Annotated in this window: 15 protein-coding genes; 3 read left to right on the top strand and 12 right to left on the bottom strand. The window is 35.1% G+C overall.

Annotated elements, in window-relative coordinates; translation table 11 throughout:
- Positions 1–26: 26 nt before the first annotated feature.
- Positions 27–3,542 (bottom strand): nitrate reductase, encoded by a 3,516-nt coding sequence (locus QMG60_RS20340; protein WP_281866217.1) that lies wholly within the window; start codon positions 3,540–3,542, stop codon positions 27–29.
- 177 nt (positions 3,543–3,719) lie between these two features.
- Between QMG60_RS20340 and QMG60_RS20335 the strand changes: the two genes are divergently transcribed.
- On the top strand, positions 3,720–4,424 hold the full coding sequence (locus tag QMG60_RS20335) for a Crp/Fnr family transcriptional regulator (RefSeq protein WP_281866216.1): 705 nt from the start codon (positions 3,720–3,722) through the stop codon (positions 4,422–4,424).
- Positions 4,425–4,502: 78 nt separating this feature from the next.
- Here the strand turns inward: QMG60_RS20335 and QMG60_RS20330 are convergent, their stop codons facing one another.
- The 10 genes from QMG60_RS20330 to nirB all read right to left on the bottom strand — a co-directional run bounded on the left by QMG60_RS20330 (position 4,503) and on the right by nirB (position 16,346).
- The gene (locus QMG60_RS20330) at positions 4,503–5,123 is read right to left on the bottom strand and encodes a class I SAM-dependent methyltransferase (RefSeq protein ID WP_281866215.1); all 621 of its coding nucleotides are present in this window, start codon (positions 5,121–5,123) and stop codon (positions 4,503–4,505) included.
- A 3-nt stretch (positions 5,124–5,126) separates the two neighbouring features.
- The gene (locus tag QMG60_RS20325) at positions 5,127–5,840 is read right to left on the bottom strand and encodes an endonuclease/exonuclease/phosphatase family protein (RefSeq protein WP_134140055.1); all 714 of its coding nucleotides are present in this window, start codon (positions 5,838–5,840) and stop codon (positions 5,127–5,129) included.
- A 143-nt stretch (positions 5,841–5,983) separates the two neighbouring features.
- A complete protein-coding gene (locus QMG60_RS20320) occupies positions 5,984–6,349 on the bottom strand; it encodes a hypothetical protein (RefSeq protein WP_057116573.1) in 366 nt (121 codons plus the stop codon).
- Between the two features lie 138 nt (positions 6,350–6,487).
- Positions 6,488–7,747: an alginate export family protein gene (locus QMG60_RS20315; RefSeq protein WP_281866214.1), complete on the bottom strand. Its 1,260-nt coding sequence runs from the start codon at positions 7,745–7,747 to the stop codon at positions 6,488–6,490.
- Between the two features lie 95 nt (positions 7,748–7,842).
- Entirely contained in the window at positions 7,843–9,327 is a 1,485-nt protein-coding gene (locus QMG60_RS20310; RefSeq protein ID WP_281866213.1) for an MFS transporter, read from the bottom strand.
- Positions 9,328–9,424: 97 nt separating this feature from the next.
- Positions 9,425–10,084, bottom strand: coding sequence for a response regulator transcription factor (locus QMG60_RS20305; protein WP_057116570.1), 660 nt, complete (start codon positions 10,082–10,084; stop codon positions 9,425–9,427).
- Positions 10,085–10,595: 511 nt separating this feature from the next.
- Positions 10,596–12,404, bottom strand: a complete 1,809-nt coding sequence (locus QMG60_RS20300) for an ATP-binding protein (RefSeq protein ID WP_281866212.1) — start codon at positions 12,402–12,404, stop codon at positions 10,596–10,598.
- A 9-nt stretch (positions 12,405–12,413) separates the two neighbouring features.
- Positions 12,414–12,998, bottom strand: a complete 585-nt coding sequence (locus QMG60_RS20295; protein WP_281866211.1) for a DUF4202 domain-containing protein — start codon at positions 12,996–12,998, stop codon at positions 12,414–12,416.
- Between the two features lie 178 nt (positions 12,999–13,176).
- Complete coding sequence (nirD, locus tag QMG60_RS20290) at positions 13,177–13,554, bottom strand: nitrite reductase small subunit NirD (RefSeq protein WP_057116567.1); 378 nt, start codon at positions 13,552–13,554, stop codon at positions 13,177–13,179.
- 278 nt (positions 13,555–13,832) lie between these two features.
- Positions 13,833–16,346, bottom strand: coding sequence for a nitrite reductase large subunit NirB (nirB, locus tag QMG60_RS20285; RefSeq protein ID WP_281866210.1), 2,514 nt, complete (start codon positions 16,344–16,346; stop codon positions 13,833–13,835).
- A gap of 267 nt (positions 16,347–16,613) precedes the next feature.
- Here nirB and QMG60_RS20280 point away from each other — a divergent pair, with 267 nt between their 5' ends.
- Both QMG60_RS20280 and QMG60_RS20275 read left to right on the top strand, forming a co-directional pair.
- Positions 16,614–17,390: an META domain-containing protein gene (locus QMG60_RS20280; RefSeq protein WP_281866209.1), complete on the top strand. Its 777-nt coding sequence runs from the start codon at positions 16,614–16,616 to the stop codon at positions 17,388–17,390.
- A 106-nt stretch (positions 17,391–17,496) separates the two neighbouring features.
- A complete protein-coding gene (locus tag QMG60_RS20275; RefSeq protein WP_281866208.1) occupies positions 17,497–17,928 on the top strand; it encodes an META domain-containing protein in 432 nt (143 codons plus the stop codon).
- 41 nt (positions 17,929–17,969) lie between these two features.
- Here QMG60_RS20275 and QMG60_RS20270 read toward each other — a convergent pair whose 3' ends face one another.
- Entirely contained in the window at positions 17,970–19,253 is a 1,284-nt protein-coding gene (locus QMG60_RS20270) for a DUF2130 domain-containing protein (RefSeq protein WP_281866207.1), read from the bottom strand.
- Positions 19,254–19,377 lie beyond the last annotated feature (124 nt).

Here is a 19,377-nt window from a genome sequence, read left to right as displayed (position 1 = left end):
AAACTTGAAACCTGAAACAAAAAAACTCATCTACACTTCGCAAGAATCTCCTTAACCTCTGTTTTACAGCTGCCGCATCCTAATCCTGCGCCAGTGTTTTTGCATAGATCGGTAAAATCGTTTACGCCGCTTTTAATAGTTTCTTCTATATTTCCAGCACCAACCTGACTGCAGGAACAAACTAGTTTTCCTAAAACAGGTTTTGCATTTGAACTTCCTCTGAGTAATAAATTTCGTTTGTCTGATAATTCTATTTTGCTTTCGATCATCGTTTTGAATTCGGCAAATTCGTTTTTATCGCCCATCAAAATCGCGCCGACCAAAAGATCATCTTTTACGATACATTTTTTATAGTAACGTTTTTTCAAGTCTGAAAAAACAATTTCTTCGTATGAATCGTCGTTTTCGGGGATTTCAATATCACCAATACTGCAAAGATTAATATCTTCCAGTTTTAAAATATTCATTAAAATCGAACCTTTGTAATAACTGCTGATATCGCCCGCTAGAAAGTTAGCCAGAATATCGGCCTGTTCTTCGGCAGCAGAAGTGATTCCGAATAACTTATTATTGAATTCAGCTATTTCTCCAATAGCAAAAATATCGGGATTTGAAGTTTGTAAATACTGATTGACTTTTACACCGCGTCCGCAGGCAAGACCGCTTTCGCGCGCAATTTCAATATTCGGAATTGTTCCAATCGTGTACACAATTGCATTTGCAGTGATGATTTTACCGCTCTTTAAAGCTATTTCAATCTCATTCGGATTATCCGTTTCGAAAACCGTGCTCACTTCATTATCAAAATAAATCTGAATATCACGAAGCTGTACTTCTTCTGCCAAAAGCTTACTTGAAATTCGATCCAGCTGGCGTTCCATTAAACGTGAAGCCCTTTGAACAATTGTAGTTTTTACTTTTTTATGTTTTAAAGCTGCAGCTAATTCCAAACCTAATAATCCACCGCCAATAATCACAACATGCTGTTCTTCTGGAGGAAGATTGGTGCTGTCGAGATGTCTTTTTAAACGATCTGCATCTTCTTTACGTCTTACGGTAAATCGTCCTGGAAGATGTAATTGTGCATTTTCGGGCACAAAAGGACGGCTTCCAGTCGCTAAAATCAAAGAATCAAAAGTATGTGTCTCACCGTGACTGTCTACAATTGTTTTTAATTTAGTATCTACTTTATCAATAGAAACTCCAGCTTTCATGGTGATTTTTAGTTTATTAAAAGTTTCGCCGTCTTTTACTTTTAATAATTGTTCCCAGCTGAATTCTCCAGTCATATATTCTGGAAGTAAAACGCGGTTGTAAAACGGATTTACTTCATTCGAAAAAACAATGATTTCATCAGTTGTATTGAATTCACGATAATTTTGAATGAATCGGAAAGAAGCAGCGCCGGCGCCAACAATTGCAATCTTCTGGAAAGGTTTTACATATTTGGTAATGGAAACAGTAGTGAATTTAAAATCAGGTTCTTTTGAAATTGGATCGACTACTGTATTGGTTAAATTATTGGTTCGATTTAGATCATTTTCTAATTGTTTTCCCCAGTGCATTGGCAGAAAAACAACTTTTTCTTTTATAGAGTCTGTCACTTTTGCTTTTACACGGACTTCTCCTTTTTTGCTGGTAACAGTAACAATATCACCGTTTTTAATATCGTTTTTAAAAGCATCAATCGGATTTATTTCTAAAACAGGACTCGGAATATGTGTTAACAACCTCGATACTTTTCCCGTTTTGGTCATCGTATGCCATTGATCGCGAATTCGTCCTGTTGTTAGTATAAAAGGAAATTCCGCATTTGGCTGTACGGATGTATTTTCGATAGAAACAGGAAGGTTGAAAATAGCTTTTCCAGAAGGCGTATAGAATTTTTTATCGGTAAATAATCTAGGTGTTCCCGGATGTCCATAATCTGGAACCGGCCATTGAAAAGTCCCTTCGGTTTTTAAACGGTTGTAATTTAAGAACGAAATATCGATGTTGGTTCCTTTCGTAAGTGCACAATGTTCTTTGTAAATTTCTTCGGCGCCATTGAAATTAAATCCGTTGAAATTCATTTTTTTCGCAAAGCGAATTAGAATTTCAATATCTGGAAGCGCTTCTCCCGGCGCATTAATTCCTTTTGGTAAATAAGAAATACGACGTTCAGAATTGGTCATCGTTCCCTCTTTTTCCAGCCATCCCGCTGCAGGCAATAATAAATCGGCAAATTTGGCTGTATCGGCATTATGAGAAATGTCTTGGACCACAACAAATTTGGCGTTTTTAAGTGCTTTTTCAGCTCTTCTGGAATCGGGTAAACTCACTAATGGATTGGTGCAAATAATCCAAACTGCTTTCATTTTTCCCGATTCCAATGCTTCAAACATTTCAGTTGCTGTCAATCCAGGTTTATCTGAAATTTCGTCAACACCCCAAAAATCTGCAACTTCTTTTCGATGCGTCGGATTTGCAATATCTTTATGTGCTGCCAAAAGTGTTGCCATTCCGCCCACTTCGCGGCCGCCCATTGCGTTGGGCTGACCCGTTAATGAAAAGGGTCCAGAACCTGGTTTTCCTACCTGTCCCGTTAACAAAGATAAATTCAGCAAAGCCGTATTTTTATCAACCCCAACAGCACTTTGATTTAAACCCATTGCCCAAAGCGAAATAAAACCTTTTGCCTTACCAATAATGTCTGCCGCCAGTTTAATATCGCTTACAGAAATTCCACAGAGTTTAGAAGCTTTTTCTAAAGAGGTATTTAAAACTAAATCCTTATACTGTTTAAAGTTTTCTGCATTATTTTTTACAAAATCATGATCGACATAGCCTTTTTCGATGATTCGTTTGGCAATGGCATGATATAAAATAATGTCAGAACCTGGAATAATCTGCAAATGCAAATCGGCGAAAGCAGCAGTGTCTGTCCGCCTCGGATCGATTACAATTATTTTTATTTTCGGATTTTTCTCTTTATGTTTTTCAAGTCGTCTGAATAGAATAGGGTGGCACCAAGCAGGATTTGCCCCGGTAATTAAAAAAGTATCAGCCAATTCAATATCATCATAAGCAATTGGAACAGAATCTTCTCCAAAAGTTTTTTTGTAACCCACAACAGCCGAACTCATGCAGAGTCTGGAATTGGTATCGATATTATTGGTTTTTAAAAATCCTTTTACAAGTTTGTTTACTAAGTAATATTCTTCTGTTAAACATTGTCCAGAAATATAAAAACCAACGCTGTCTGGTCCGTGTTTTTTGATGATAGAAGAGAAAACAGCAGCAGCACGGTCAAGAGCGGTATCCCAGCTGACACGTTCCAGCGGATAAGATTTACTGCCCCGCATTTCGGGATACAGAATTCTATCAGATGTGTCGTTAACTACGTAGTGCAGATTCATTCCTTTAGAACACAGCATTCCTTTATTAACAGGATGGTCCTTGTCACCTTCAACCATTACACCGTTTTTGGTATCATTAGTTACGATTATGCCGCATCCAACGCCGCAATAGGAACAGGTGGTTTTGATCTTTGTATTTTGCATTACAATTCTGTTTTTGAATACTACTTTATCGAATCTGCTTCACTCTAGATGAATACGTAAACAAAAATAAGTATTATTTACGTATAAATACTTAATTTTTAAATTTATTTTTTTATTTTTGATGCAGTAAAATGACAAACAACAAATTAGTTTTTAATCTGCTAAAAATGAAAAGTCATGAAAGAAGAGCAAATTATTTGTTATTCCTGTACCAATGAAAATTGTTTCATAAAGAAACACTTGCATTTAGAACAGATGACGCAGTATGTTTCGAAAAAACAAAATCTAGTTTGTAAAAAATCAGATCGTTTTATTACGGAAGGTTCACCGCTGCATGGACTTTATTTTATCTGCAAAGGAAAAGTGAAAACAGTAAAGACGGGCATTAACGGCCGTGAGCAAATTGTCCGCCTGACAAAAAATGGAGACATAATTGGCTTTCGCGGATTTGGAACGGGGCAAAAGTATTTAATTGGAGCTTATGCCTTAGAAGATACTGTTCTGTGTAATTTCAGTAACGAAACAATGCTGGAAATTTTAAAAGAAGTTCCTGAATTTACATACGCTCTTATGTTGTTTTATGCCGATGAATTAAACAAAAGTGAAAACAACATTCGCAAAATTGCCCACATGAATGTCCGCGAACGTGTGATCGATTTATTGCTTTACATACATCGAAAATTTGGACAAATCGATGGTTTAATTGATATCGATCTTTCTCGCAAAGAAATAGCCGATTTTGCAGGAACCACAGAGGAACAGGCAATTCGAGTAATTTCGACTCTTAAAAAAGAAGCGTTGATTAAAACAGTTGGAAAACGAATTGGAATTCTAGAAGTTGCCACATTACGCTCCGAAATTATGGAGCATAAATATTTTTGATGTTAGGTTCTAAGTTGTTAGGATGCTAAAGTTTTGACTGTAGAGACGCACTGCAGTGCGTCTCTACTCGTATTAAATTTATTTTTTCCTGCCGATAAATCGAATTACAGAACCAGTTCCGTTATGGAATAAACCTTCATTAAGTTCAATTTCTTTTTCTTCCAATTCAATGATTTCGTAGTTCGGAAAATCGCTTTTGATTTCTTCAATTGAAAAAAGCGATTCAATATCTTTTGGTCCGCCCACTTTTTCGTTTATGGCAAGATATTCTAAATGCTTTTTGCTGAAAGCTTCAAAAATGATAATACCGTCTTCGCGGAGTAATTGATCCAGCTGTTTGTGGATTTCAGATTTAATTGCTGCAGGAAAATGCGCATAAATCAAAGCAAGTGTATCAAATTGTCCTGGCTGAAAGTTTAGTGTTTCCAGTTCACCAACTTGGTAATCAATAGAAACATTATTTGTTTCTGCAAGTTTTATAGCTTTGTTTTTTCCTTCTTCACTAATATCAAAAGCCGAAACTTTCCAGCCTAATTTTGCGGCAAAAACAGCATTTCGTCCTTCGCCTTCGGCAGGAAAAAGAACAGTGCCGGGACTTAATTTTTCCAGTTGTTCTTTTAAATAATTATTAGGCTCTTCGCCGTACGCAAATTCTTCACTGCTATAGCGGTCGTCCCATCTTTTTGTCCAGTTGTTCATGGTTTATATATTGAATTTAATGATTAAAGGTTTGTGGTCGCTGTACAAAGTCCAATCTTTGTAACTTCCCACTTCAACGCTTTCTAAAACTTCTATAAAATCATTTGAGACAAAGCAATAATCCATATGATAAGGCTTGTTTTCATGTCGGTACATATACAAAGTTGGATGTGCTTCTTTGCCTTGAATTTGATTGAAATATTTGTGATAGGTGCTGAAAATATTTTTATCTGCTAATTTGTTTACCACCGTCGTGTGATTTCCTTCTCGTCTCGGTTTGTCCCAAATCGTATTGCTGTTGAAATCGCCAATTAAGATTGTTTTCGTCTCTTTGATTAAATCGTCGTAATAATTAATTGCTTTCCACACTTGAGTTACATAAGCGCCATCTTTATCAGCGGGATTATTTGCCCAAACAGCAAACAAAGTAAAATTAACTTTTCCGCCTGTGACGGCTATGGGCAAAATATTTTTAAAGTCTGGATTATGGCAGTCTAATAATTGAAGTCGGTAGTCACTATAAGAAAAAACACCAATTCCTTTATTCAGATTGGCTCCGTACCAAATAATGTCATTTGGAGTTTGTACGCCGTTTGGGAATTTTAATTTTTCAGGACTTTCGCACTCCGAAATTACAGCAATATCAGGATTGTGAGCGAGAATGAAAGCTGCTTTTTTTCTGAATGCCATGTTGCAATTCCATGCGATGAGTTTCATTAGACTATTAAATTATTCTATCTCAAATATAGCGATTAAAGAGTAAAATAAATTCCTCCCAAATTAAAAAAAATACCCTTTTTCTATTTGGAAAAAGGGTACTGTATAAATTTCAGATTTATAAAATCTCTCTATTTTTAATCTTAACCAACGATTGTTGTTACGCCGCTATTTATGTCAATTTCTGCAAAATGATGTTTTCCCATTACGATAAGCAGTTTATCTGAATTATAACCTACATATCTAATTTCAGGTTGTCCTTTTTTTGGTTCTCCGCAAGCAGAAATTACATTGGTCTGCCATTTCAATTTGCTTCTTTTGTAAGCAGATATGGTTTGTAAATCCTTTTCAACATAATAAACTATGTTGTTTTTTTTAATTCCTCTTTTTTGCGTTTTTGCAAAATTTATTTCTGAGTTTTTTGAAATTAAATCATCATTGTATTTTTGGGCAATGCCAGGCTGGGCTACAATGAAAGTTAACATTGATAATTTTAAAAATGGTTTCATTAGGATAGAATTTGGGGTTCATAATCGGCTCAAATATAATTAATTAAACTATATATCAAGTTTCTTTTAGGTGAAAAAAAAATACCCTTTTCCGAAATAGGAAAAGGGTAAAAAATATAATTTAATTTTGTAGAAAAATTATTTTTTCCAGCTAAAAATTCTTGGATTCACAGAAACCATTAACCAAGCCCAATTATTAGTATGGCTGGCATCTCCATTTTTTATAAATTCCATTGTTTTTGAAGCAAACATTTGAGAATAACCTCCTGTAACTGTAATGTCTTTTTTAAAATTATAGCCAAAAGTAACATCAACCTCCGTCCCTAAATAAGAGTCTAATTTTTCGTTTAAAGGCGTAACTACATCAGCAGCAGCTAAAAATACGTGAGGCATTAAAGCAAACTGCCATTTATTAATATTGTAATTTAATTTGATAAAAGCATCTTGTAAACCTACATTGTTTAAATGGTTTCCAACATAAAAATAATCCATATAACCATTGAAGCCGTGGTTAGTTCCAAAAATCGGATTGAACGATTTAATAACTGAGCTTCCGTCGTTTGAATCTTTTCCAGACAAAAATTCATATCCTAAGCCGGCTTTGAAAGATTCGGTAATTTGATATCCAAAATTTGCCGCCGCATTCCAGGCACTTACTTGTAAATCTGTACTTTTTCCAGTTTGTCCGTATACCCAAAAATTGCTGTCTATTTTACCAGTTTTATAAGTAAGGTAAGGCCCAAAAGTTTGCTTGTAATCTACTAGTAATTTGGCATTGGCATTGGCATATTCGTAACCAGTATTCAATAATAAGAAACTCAAACCTAAATTTTCATTAAATTGATTGTGATACCAGGCATATTGCAAAGTTTTATATGTGGCAACAGTGTAAGGCGTTTGGAAAGTATTTTCGGCAGTAGAATTATAGGCGCCTCCAAAATCAAATTTTTGCTTTTCTGTATGATAACTTACAGTAAGTGCATCATGACTTTGTGCCTGTTGTCCCCAATCTTGTTCTCCAAAAATACGCTGATTATCATAAGAAAGAACTTGGCGTCCCATTCTTGCGCTCCATTTTTCTGTAAAATTATATTGTGCCCAAGCTTCAAAAACGGCAACTCCATTTTTATCAGCAACTGCTGTTGGTGCAACATCGCCCCAGGTTCTGGTGTTTTGAAGAGTTAATTTTACAATTAAATCTTCTTGTTTATAATTGAAATTTAAACGGGAACGCTGTGATATTTGAGATGTTCCTTTTTGTCCCTCAGGGATCAGGGTTTTGTAACCATTACGGTATTCAAAACGCGGTCGAATCTGCAGATTCACATCTAACTCCTGAGCCTGAATTTCGAAACTTAATCCTACGATAAGTATTAAAATTAGTTTAAGTTTTTTCATAAGGTTTTTATGTTTTTATCGAAGGTAAATTTATAAGAAAAAGCTGTTTTTACTATGGCCTTAAATCATATTTCTAATTATTTTTTAATCTACGTTTAAGCTGCTGCTTCTAATATTACTTTGTTTATTGTAACTTCTTTTTTCTTAGCTAGTTGTGTTATAGTGTAATGCATCCAAACTAAACATACTATAGAAAAAAGTAAAATAAAAATCCATGAACTTGACCATATTCCAGTTGCAGTTAATAGATATCCGAAAATAATCGGGCCTAAAAAGCCTCCTAAACCGCCAATCATTCCCACTATTCCGCCTACAACACCAACTTCAGTAGGGAAATATTCTGGAATATGCTTATAAACTGCCGCTTTGCCAATTCCCCATGAAATTCCGATTAAGATCACTAATACTAAAAATACCCACATGTTGGCATCAAATTTAATAACCGTGATTCCTTTTGCGATTAACTCTTTTTTGGCAACATTTTGATTATGAGCTACTACAACATTCTGCCAGCTCGAAGTGGTTGGGAATATAGCATTTTCATTTACAAGTGAGGCTTTCTGTATAATTGGATATTCTTTGTCACCCACTTTTACGATTTTTTCGTTGATTTCTTTCACAACTCCTTTTTTGGCTGCTAATATTCCTGGTCCTGCAGTAGTGATTTCCATTTTCGGAACCATTAATAATGCGCTTAAGATTACAGAAGAACCTAAAACCCAGTACATCACTTTTCTGGCTCCAAATTTATCAGACAAATAACCTCCAAAGGCTCTAATGACACCAGAAGGAAGACTAAACATGGTAGCAAACAAACCGCCCATGACCAAACTGGTTTGATAAACATTCATAAAGTTTGGTAAAAGCCATTGCGAGTACGCTACAAAACAGCCAAATACTAAAAAGTAATAAGCTCCAAAACGCCAAACTCGAGCCGATTTAAGGGGAATCAGCATTTGTGAAACAGTTTTGTTGCTGTTTTCTATTTTTTTATTTTGGGCAAAAATTAGAAATGCGATTCCGATAATAACTAAAGAAATAGCATAAATCGCAGGAAGTATTTTCCATCCATTTTGCGGATCACCAATTGAAAAATGATTTAATAATGAAGGTGCAAGAAAGGTTGTAATAGCTGCGCCTGCATTTCCCATTCCGAAGATTCCTAAAGCGCGCCCCTGCCATTCTTTTGGATACCAGATTGATGTATAGCCGATTCCGACTGCAAAACTGGTTCCGACCATTCCGAAAAAGAAACTTAGTAAAGCAAACATGAAAAAACTGTCGGCGTAGGGAAGGAGAAACAACGGAATTGAGCTGAGAAGCAGTAAAAGTGAAAAAACGTATTTCCCTCCAAATTTATCGGTCAGAATACCAATTGGAAGACGCATAATAGATCCCGTTAAAATTGGGATTCCAAGTAACCATCCAACCTGAACAACGCTCCAGTGGAAAATTCCGTTATCTACTAAAAAGGTTACTAAAACCCCATTTAATGTCCAGCAGGCAAAACACACTGTAAAAGCCAATGTGTTCAAAAATAAGATTTTGTGTGATTGCGATAATGAGTTTGTATTTTTCATAGCACTTATATTTTTTAGTAAAATTAAGTACTATAACTTAGTTAAAAGATGCTAAAACGCAGTTTTTGAAAAATAATTACGTATTTATACGTATTTTTTAGATTAAAGAATACTCTGCAGCTTTATTCGAAAGTTCCATCAAGTTTTTAACTTTTAGTTTTTTCATCAAATTAAATCGGTGTACTTCAGCTGTACGTTTACTGATATCAAGAGCTTCGGCGATTTCTTTGTTTCCTTTTCCAGATAATAAAAGAGTTAGAATCTCTTTTTCTCTTTTAGTGATCATCATTTCTTCTCCTAAATTTTGCTTGGGCTCTAATGATGTAGATGAATTCGTTAATTGACTTATTAAAATAGAAGAAATATCACCGCTGAAATATTTTCCGCCGGCCGCAACACTATGAAGCGCTTTTAAAAATTCTTCTTTGCTTGAACCTTTTAATAAATAACCATCAGCACCAGCTTTTATAGATTTCAAAACATATTCTTCCGATTCGTGCATCGAAAGCATTATAATTTTGATGTCGTTATTTTCGCTTCTAAGTTTTTCTACTACCTCTATACCAGTTAAGTTTGGCATACGAATATCTACTATAAGTAAGTCTGGTTTGCTTTCTGCAACTACTTCAAGCGCATCGGCACCATCTATTGCCTCGCCTACAACCTCAATGTTTGCTTCGTTTTCTAGTAAAGATTTGATTCCGTCTCTAACAAAAACATGATCATCTGCAAGCACTACACGAATGTTATTACTCATAATTTACTTAATTTGATTTCTGGATATTTACGTATATTCATCTATAAAGAAGACGCTAATATACGTACTTTTTTTATTTAAAATTTCAATTTTTTGAAATTCCAAATTCCAACATTAAAAAATCATTAGAAAAAAATGCAATGTCAATGACAATTGCAATATCAAGGACAATTTCAATATCAAGGACGATATCAAATTTCAATTTTTTTAATCGTAAAGTTTGTCATTTCTAGAAACGAGAGATCACACACGGAATTCGACAAAGGTTGCCGATTTAGATTGCTGAGTTTCTTGCGCAGATCCCTCGGTCCTCGGGATGACAAGATTGTGATTAGATTTTTAGACCATATAAAGTTTGTCAGGCTGAGCGAAGTCGAAGCCCGCGCAAAAAATGTCTGCAAAATTGTCGATTGAGATTGAGGTGGCTTCGACTTCGCTCAGCCTGACAAATGGAAAGTTGGACGCTTAGGTAAATTTTCTAATTATCCCATTTTCTAATTACCACATTATCTCATTTAAGAATTGGAATATTAAAAGTGATTCTCGTTCCTTCGCCAGGAATTGAATTGATGAAAACGCGGCCGTTAACGTATTGTATGCGCTCTTTCATAAATAAAAGTCCCATTCCAGATTCGCTGTTGCGTTTTTTGTCGACTGAATTCATGTCGAAACCTTTTCCGTTATCATCGATAATGATGCTGAGGAGCGTTTCGCTGTGTGAGAGCTGCACAATAATATGAGAAGATTCGGCGTATTTTATGGCGTTGTTGATGGCTTCCTGCGTAAGACGGTAAATATTAATCTCGATTAGAGAATCCAAACGCTGGTCGAAATCGGTTTTGTTGTAAAAAAGGATTTCTTTTCCCGTTAGTTTGGAAAGTTCTTGCGTAAGTTTTGCCAGCGAAGAAACGATTCCGTGATCGCTTAATTCTGGCGGCATTAAGTTGAAAGTTGCCGTACGGACACCTTTTATAATATCAAGTGAAAGTTTCTTTAAATACTCAATTTTTTGTTCCGACTTTTCTCTGTCATCTAAATTAATACTTTCCAGACTGAACTTTAAACCTGTAAGCATCTGGCCAATTCCGTCATGGATTTCTTTCGCGATTCGATTTTGCTCGTTTTCTTGATTTTCAACAATCTTGCTTGAAATAATCTTTTGCTGATTGATTTTTTCGGTGGTGTTTTCAAGGTTTAAACGTTCGACTTCGCGTTGTGCTTTTTTGCGTTCTGTAATGTTGAAGCAGACAATTAGAAGTTCTAATTCGTCTTTTTTAATCATAACGGGAACCATAGACAGATCAAGCCAGATTTCGAAATCTTCTTTGGTGATAATTTTTATTTCACCCTGCCAGCCGCTTCGCTGTTTTTCAAATATCAGGCGGTCAAAATTGGATTGTTCTTTTTCGTCAACGGTTAAAACTTCTGAGAATTTTTTGTTGGATGAAAATTTGGTATAATTGAGCAGTTTGGCAAATTTTTCGCCAATATGTATGATCGAACCATCGGGTGCAATTCGGCAATAGAGAAGGGTATTTTCCATTGCATAGTTAAGTGATTTTAATTCTTTAACCGAGTTTTCCTTGATTTCGCTAAGTATTTCGGTGTCGTATGCCAGTTTTAAAGCTTTCTTTTCGGAAGAAAGAAGTTTAGCAATTAAGCGTTCGATTTTCTTATTTGTGGGTTTGAAAATAAAGAAGAACTCTAATAGTAAAACCAAAAGTGTAAAGCCAAAAATCCAATATTCTATTCGGCGTTGTTCGGTTACTTTTTCGTGTGCTTCAAGATCGTATTGCGTTACAATCTGATTCATTTTAGAAAGGAAAATGCCTTCGTTTTCAAGAATAATCTGAACCAGTTTTTGATTTTCTGAAGTTTGTTTTTTCTGTTTTAAATTTGATAGAAATGCATCGGTTGTTTGGGCAATTTTATTAAAAATCGGATTGATTTCTAGATACAATTTATATAATGTCTCGCTTTTTTCTTTAGGAAAAGCTAAGCTGTCACTGCCGTTTACAAGTGCATTTTGGTTCTTTTTCCACAGTGATAAAACGCTTTTTAAATGTGAAATTTGTTTAGCAGAAGCGGTGTCAGAAACATAATGGAGAATCAGAACTTCTTTTACGATTTTCTGACTCAGCATTCTTTGCTTTCCTGAGAAATTAATGATTTTAGAATCGCTTAACTGCTGGTTCAGATTGTATTGTACTAAAATCTGACTTACAATTATAGTTAAAGCAATAGTAAGAAGTGCAAAAAAATACAGACGGCGTAAATTTTTGAAAGTGATTTTATCTTCTTCCTGACTGCTTTTTTTCATATAATTGAATTACAATCCTAAAGAGGCTTTTATAAGATTTAAATTTTCTTCGGAATAGTGGATTTTTAAGGCTTCCTGATGTCCTTTGTCCGACATTTTATCCCAGGTTTTTTTGATGATATTTTTTAGTTTTTCCTCATCGTGTTTATGAACGAAAGGTTCTAAGTAATATTCAAGGAAAACAAGACAAATTACATCTTCCAGTAATTGGGTTTCGGCGTCTTTTTTAAGCAGCTTTTTTTCAATTAAAAACGAAACGCGATCAATAAAAGTCTGGTCGTAACCTGCTTTATCTAGAATTTCGGCAGTAGTTTTGGCGTGGAATTTTTTTAATTCTTCTCTCCATCTTAAATAACCAACGCGATCCATTGGATACGATTCTCGGGCAACTTTCCATCGGCAGATATGCTGTGCCTTTGAAGCGATCTGAATTTCTTCTGATGCATTTGGTTCAAACTGCATTAGTCTGTCGTACATTCTGTTAGAATACAATAATTCTTTCGGATATTCTGTATTTTGATCGATTTCAATGTTTGGATCCTGAGCGTTTTCGGCATCAATCCATTCGCTTGCTTTTTGAAAAGGTGTAGTCATTGTTTGGTTTGATAATAGATTTCAAAGATACGGAATTAGTAAATATGTGAGATGTGAAATGTGAAATGTGAAATGTGAGAAGCAAGAGTCAAGAAGCAAGATGATAAAAGTTCTTCAAATCTTACTTCTTGTTTCTTGCTTCTGGTTTCTTGCTTCTGGTTTCTTGTTTCTTAAAAGTCTAATCTACAAATCCAACAAATACTTCATTCTCCACAACCTTAATCGGATACGTTGCAATTTTAAAATCATCTCCGTTTAGGTTAGATCCATCAACAAGTGAAAATGTTTTTTTATGCATAGGGCAGGCGATTTTCGGGATATCATCGGCAGATCCTGTCATTCCTCTTGAAAGTACCATTTCCATTTTGTGCGGGCAGGCATTTTGACAAGCGTACCATTCGTTGCGGCGTGTAAAATTGAAAATAGCAATCTGCTTGTTTTTGTATTTGATGCAGCCGCCTCGGTTGGTTGGAAAATCTTCTACTTTACCTGCTTTAAACCAAATTGTTGCATCGCTTGCATGAACTGTTTCGTATTGATTTAAGATTTCTTCCATGGTAATAAATTTTAGTTCCTGTTTCTTAGCCCTCTTTTACAATCATGAGAGTTATGATGGCGCAGTAAAAAAGAGGGTAAGAAGGACAGCAACGTTTATGATATTTTTTTTTTGGAGCTGATTTTTTAATTAAAAATTGAGAATTAAAAATTAAAAATTAAAAATTTTTGAAACTGTAATTTTTTGTTACAGCTATGCTATGTTTGTTAATGTAAGTGAAACGCCTTTATATATGCCTATAAGTTATGTTTCTATGTGTTTAAAAATTATTTATAAAACTAAGACCAGGCTTTTGGTGCTTTTTGATCTCTTAACGGAACAAAAACAGCATTATCATCTTTTTCGTCTGAGTTTATAAAGTGACTGAAACGTTTCAATAATCTTGGTTTTTCCAGGACTTGTTTCCATTCGCATTCGAAAGTGTTTACTAATGTCTGCATTTCAACTTCAAGTGTTTCGCAGATTCCTAAACTGTCTTCGATAATTACTTGTTTTAAATAGTCTAAACCTCCGTCCAATTTTTCTAACCAAGTTGAAGTTCTCACAAGCGGACCAGCAGTTCTTATGTAATACATTAAGAATCTGTCCATATATTTGATCACGGTTTCTTTGTCGATTTTCTCAGCCAATAAAACAGCGTGTTTTGGGTTGGCACCGCCATTTCCAGCAATGTATAAATTCCATCCGCCTTCAACAGCAATTAACCCGAAATCTTTTCCACGTGCCTCTGCGCATTCGCGGATGCAGGCCGAAACACCACCTTTTAGTTTATGCGGAGAACGGATTCCTTTGTATCTGTTTTCGAGTTCTATTGCAAATCCTGCGCTGTCGTCCATTCCGTAACGGCACCAAGCATTTCCAACACAGCTTTTTACGGCACGAAGTGATTTTCCGTAAGCGTGACCGCTTTCAAAACCATTATCGATTAAGATTTTCCAGATTTTTGGCAAATCACTCAAATGCGCTCCGAATAAATCCACTCTTTGTGCACCAGTGATTTTGGTGTATAAATCAAATTGTTTGGCAACTTCGCCAATTACGATTAATTTCTCGGCTGTAATTTCTCCTCCCGCAACTCTTGGAACAACAGAATAAGTTCCGTTTCGTTGAATATTCGCTAGGAATCTATCATTTGTATCTTGAGTTGTAACATGTTTGTTCGCAGTATCATTGTATATACTTGAAAAAATTGAAGCCACAACTGGTTTGCAGATCTCGCATCCGTCACCTTTTCCGTGATGATCGATAACGTCATAGAAATTCTCGTATTTATTGATTTTTACCAAATCGAACAATTCTTGGCGTGTATAGCTGAAATGCTCGCATATCACTTCTTTTACTTCTTTTCCAAGTGATTTTTGCGTCGCTTTTACCAAATCTGAAACCATTGGTTTACAACCGCCGCAACCAGAAGTTGCTTTGGTTGCTTTAACAACATCTGATAAGGAACTGCAGCTTTCGTCTAAAATTTTACAGCAGATGGCACCTTTTGTAACATTTTCGCAAGAACAAATTACGGCTGTATCTGGTAAGTCCATTACACTTCCTAAACTTGAACCTTCAGATCCATCTCTTGAGCCAAGAATTAAATCTTCTGGATTTTTAGGCAGAGCCATTTCGTTAACATAGATTTGAAAAAGTGAGTTATAGTCGCTTGCGTCTCCAACTAAAATTCCACCTAATAATTTTTTAGAATCTTTTGTAACGTTAATTCTTTTGTAGATACCGCTTAATTTGTTTTCATAAATAATGGCTGTAATGTCATTATTTTCAATAAAAGGATCACCAAAACTTGCTACTTCCACACCAATTAACTTTAATTGAGTCGACATATCAATAGTTTCTCTCATGGTTTTAGAACCTTTCAAGATTTGCTCAGCGGCAACATCGGCCATTTCGTAACCTGGAGCAACAAGTCCGTAAATGTTTTGATTATAAAGTGCCGCTTCGCCAATCGCATAGATAGAAGGATCTGATGTCTGCATCTGATTGTTTACCACAATTCCGCCTCTTACACCGACTTCCAGCCCAGAAACTCTTGCCAGTTCGTCGCGAGGTTTAATTCCGGCAGAAATAACCAGCATGTCTACTTTTAACAATTCTTCATTGGCAAACATCATTCCTGTTATGCATTCCTTTCCGTCAATATATTGCGTGGCTTTATTAAGATGAATTCCGATATTTAATTCTTCAATTTTAGATTGTAGCATATCGCTCGCGCCCTGATCTAATTGTCTGGGCATTAAACGAGGTGCAAATTCCACAACGTGCGGGTTGAGTCCTAAATCCCTAACCGCTTTTGCTGCTTCAAGACCTAATAATCCTCCGCCTAAAACTGCAGCTTCGGTTGCGCCTTTTTGTTTAATTTTTCTGGCGTATGCCATAATCGCATCCAGATCTTCAATAGTTCTGTAGACAAAAACGCCTTCTTTTTCTACTCCTTCAATTGGAGGAACAAAAGCCGAAGAACCAGTTGCCAAAACTAAGTAATCGTAAGTATGCGTTTTTCCTAGATGTGTATGTATTGTTTTTTGTTCACGATTTATATCAGTAATTAATTCTGATGTATTAAGAGTAATGTTATTTTCAGCGTACCACTCACTTGTTGATAGAGATAAATCATCTGCTGTTTTCCCCCCGAAGTATTCACTTAAGTGAACACGATCGTAAGCTCGTCTCGGTTCTTCACCAAATACGGTAATTTGATACTTTTCTTGTCCTGATTTTGCAACGAATTTTTCGCAAAATTTATAACCAACCATGCCGTTTCCAACTACTATTACTCTAATCATGATTTCTTTAATTAAGTATTATTACGCAAATATAAGTATTTGTACTTATTTAAATACGTATTTATTTAAATTTTTAAGTATAGTAGAGGTTTTTTTACTACGTATTTCAGCGTAATATCATACGTAGTGTAGCTTTTGGATGGATTTGTAAAATTTTAAAAGCATTAAATTTGAAAAGATTCTAAATAAGGTTTTCAAAAAAAGTCGTAAATTCATAGGAATTTTACACCTATTTAAGGATTGGTAACATTTTTAAATAAAGATCTTATGAAAAAAATACTTTCACTTTTGTTATTGTCTCTTTTGATAATAAGCTGTAAAACGGCATCAAATAAAGAATCTAATACAAGCGCATCGACTTCAGGAACTTTACAAGACGATTTAAATTTTTATTTTAAAGCAACAGGAAATGAGCCTTTTTGGGGAGTTAAAATAGGAAATGATCAAATTGTTTTTACTTCATTAATAAGTGGTAAAGAGAGCATCACTTTTCCTGCTGTAGATGCGATACGAGCGATGGACGCCAATGTCAAGATGTATAAATGCAGTAACGAAACGGCATCTATAATTGTCACAATCCAGCAATTAGATTGTCAAGACTCTATGTCTGGCGCAATTTCGCCTTACAGCGTAAAAGTTGAAATTAAAAATAATGCTGACTTGGAGTTTCAAAAGCTGGGCGGCTGCGGTAGGTACATAACAGATTATCGCCTTCATGACATTTGGGTTTTAGAAGAATTGAATGGTTATAAAGTTTTTGCTGCCGATTTTCAAAAGGAATTCCCAAGAATCGAGATTAATTCGACAGAAAATAGATTTTCTGGCTACGGCGGCTGTAATACTATTAGCGGGCAATTTTTTTATGAAAAGGATGTATTGAGATTTACCAAAGTCCTTTCGACCCTTATGGCATGTCCTCAAGGAAATAAAGAAGGAGAATTTACTAAAGCACTTCAAAACGTAACTACTTATTCTATTGAAAATAACAGATTAACACTTTCGAACCCTTCTGCAAAGCTTTTGGTTTTTAGAAAAGTAGATTAATATTTATTCCTAAAATGTCTTAAAGTGGTTTAAAAATAACTTTTAGGGAATATCAATGCTGTAGCGACAAAATATTTTTGTAAAATAAAACTTATATTTATTTTACATGAAAAAGATTTTAATGTTATTTATTGCAGCATCATTGGCTTACAGCTGCAAATCGAGTAAAGAAGCAACATCCGTTGCTGTAACAAATGAAAAATCAGTTGAAAAGAAATTACAACAAACTTGGATTTTAGAGAATTTGAACGGAAAAACAATAAGTGAGAAAGATTTCGCAAGTTTTCCAAAAGTTCAACTGACTCCGTCAAATTTTTCTGGATCAACGGGATGCAATGCTATTAAAGGAAATTTACTTTCTAAAGGAGAAGGAAAAATTCAGTTTTTGGATCTTACTTCAGAAACTAAAAAATGTGATGCAAAAAAAGAAAGCGAATTTCTACAATTGTTAAGAACCACTTCAGGTTATTCTATTGAGAACAATAAGCTTTATCTTTCTAATCAGTTTGGATTGACAATGTCTTTTAAAAAAGGGTAATTAATAGAAAGGCTTCGAAATTAATCGAAGCCTTTTTTTATTTATTCGAATAATTCCTTAGGATCTTCACTTTCGTCTTCTTCAATAAAATCTAATTCTAGAGCCCTAACGGTCTGCACAGCATTTCCGGCAATTCCACGAATCGAACCGTACATTCCTAAAGTGTTATGAACTACTTTTTCGATTTGCTTTTCTCTTTGTTTCCAGATTCGCTGCATCGCTCTTTTTTCAGAATCTAAGTCGTTTTGCATTTGCGTAAATCCTTCTACAATTCCTTCAATCTGTAGTCGGAATTCGTTGCTTGTCAAGAAATCGTATAACATCGACATTTTATCACCTTTGTTTTCCTGCGCCTGTACAGCCTGGCTAATCTGAATTAAGGATTGACGTAAAACTGCACTCAGACCTTTAAATTCTTCATAGGTACAAATCCAGATTCCGTCACGCATTCCCATTCTTTCCATTCCAGAAGGCATCACTTCGGTAACTAGTACGCCAATATTGGCTCTTTTAGTTCTAATATCATTTTTAAACTTTTCAATCCACGATGGCTGAAAAGCTTTTGTTCGTTTACTTTCGTAATAAATAGAACCGCAATTTTGTAGTTCACGTGTATTTACAATTTGAAGACAGTCGGCACCATTTGCGCCTTTTTTAACTTCATCGATACTATCAAGCGGAAAATTATTTGCGAGCCATTCTTCAATCGCCAATTCCATTACTTCGCCTTGCAATTGCATAGAACCTTGTTCCTGCTTGCGTTTCATTTCTTCAATAAGTTTCTTCTGGTCGTCAGACTGCTTTTGGTATTCTTTAATTTTTAGTTCGTTTTTTTCTTCTTCCTGTTTACGAATTTTATCACGCTCTAAAACCAAAGTTGCATTCAGCTGTTTTTGCGCTTCGGCTTCAATTGCTTCTTTCATTTCCAGTTTTTCACGCTGTAATTTGGCAATTTCACCCTGCATTTTATTCAACTCCCTAATTTTATCTGATTTTTCAGAAAGCTCTTTTTCCATTAAAAGCAAACGATCTTTGTTTTCTTCTTCAAGTTTAATTTTAATCTTTTCAGAGATTTCCTTTTCGGCTATTTTTCTTTCTCGCTCCAAGCGTTCAGCAAAGAGTTCGTTTTCTTGTTTTTTCTTGGCTTCAAACTCGGCTTTGGCTTTTTCGAACTGTTCGTTTTTAAGCTCAATTTCACGGTTTTGAATACTGGCTTTTTGTTGAAATTCTTTACGGATGCTATCTTCTAACTGATGTTTTAAAACATCATTGACATCGATAGGAGTTCCGCAGTTTGGACACTGAATTGAAGATTGCTCGGCCATTTTATATTGAAATTTTATTGTAGAATTTGAATTGCTAAGATATTTAAACTTTCTCTTTTTCTTACTGCAATTCGTGTGATAAATTGTAACGAAATTTTTGTCTGCCACGAATTACAACAATTTT

The organism is Flavobacterium sp. GSB-24, assembly GCF_027924665.1.
GTDB lineage: Bacteria > Bacteroidota > Bacteroidia > Flavobacteriales > Flavobacteriaceae > Flavobacterium.
The sequence above is the reverse complement of the archived record's forward strand: the minus strand, read 5'-3'. Positions and strand labels throughout refer to the sequence as shown.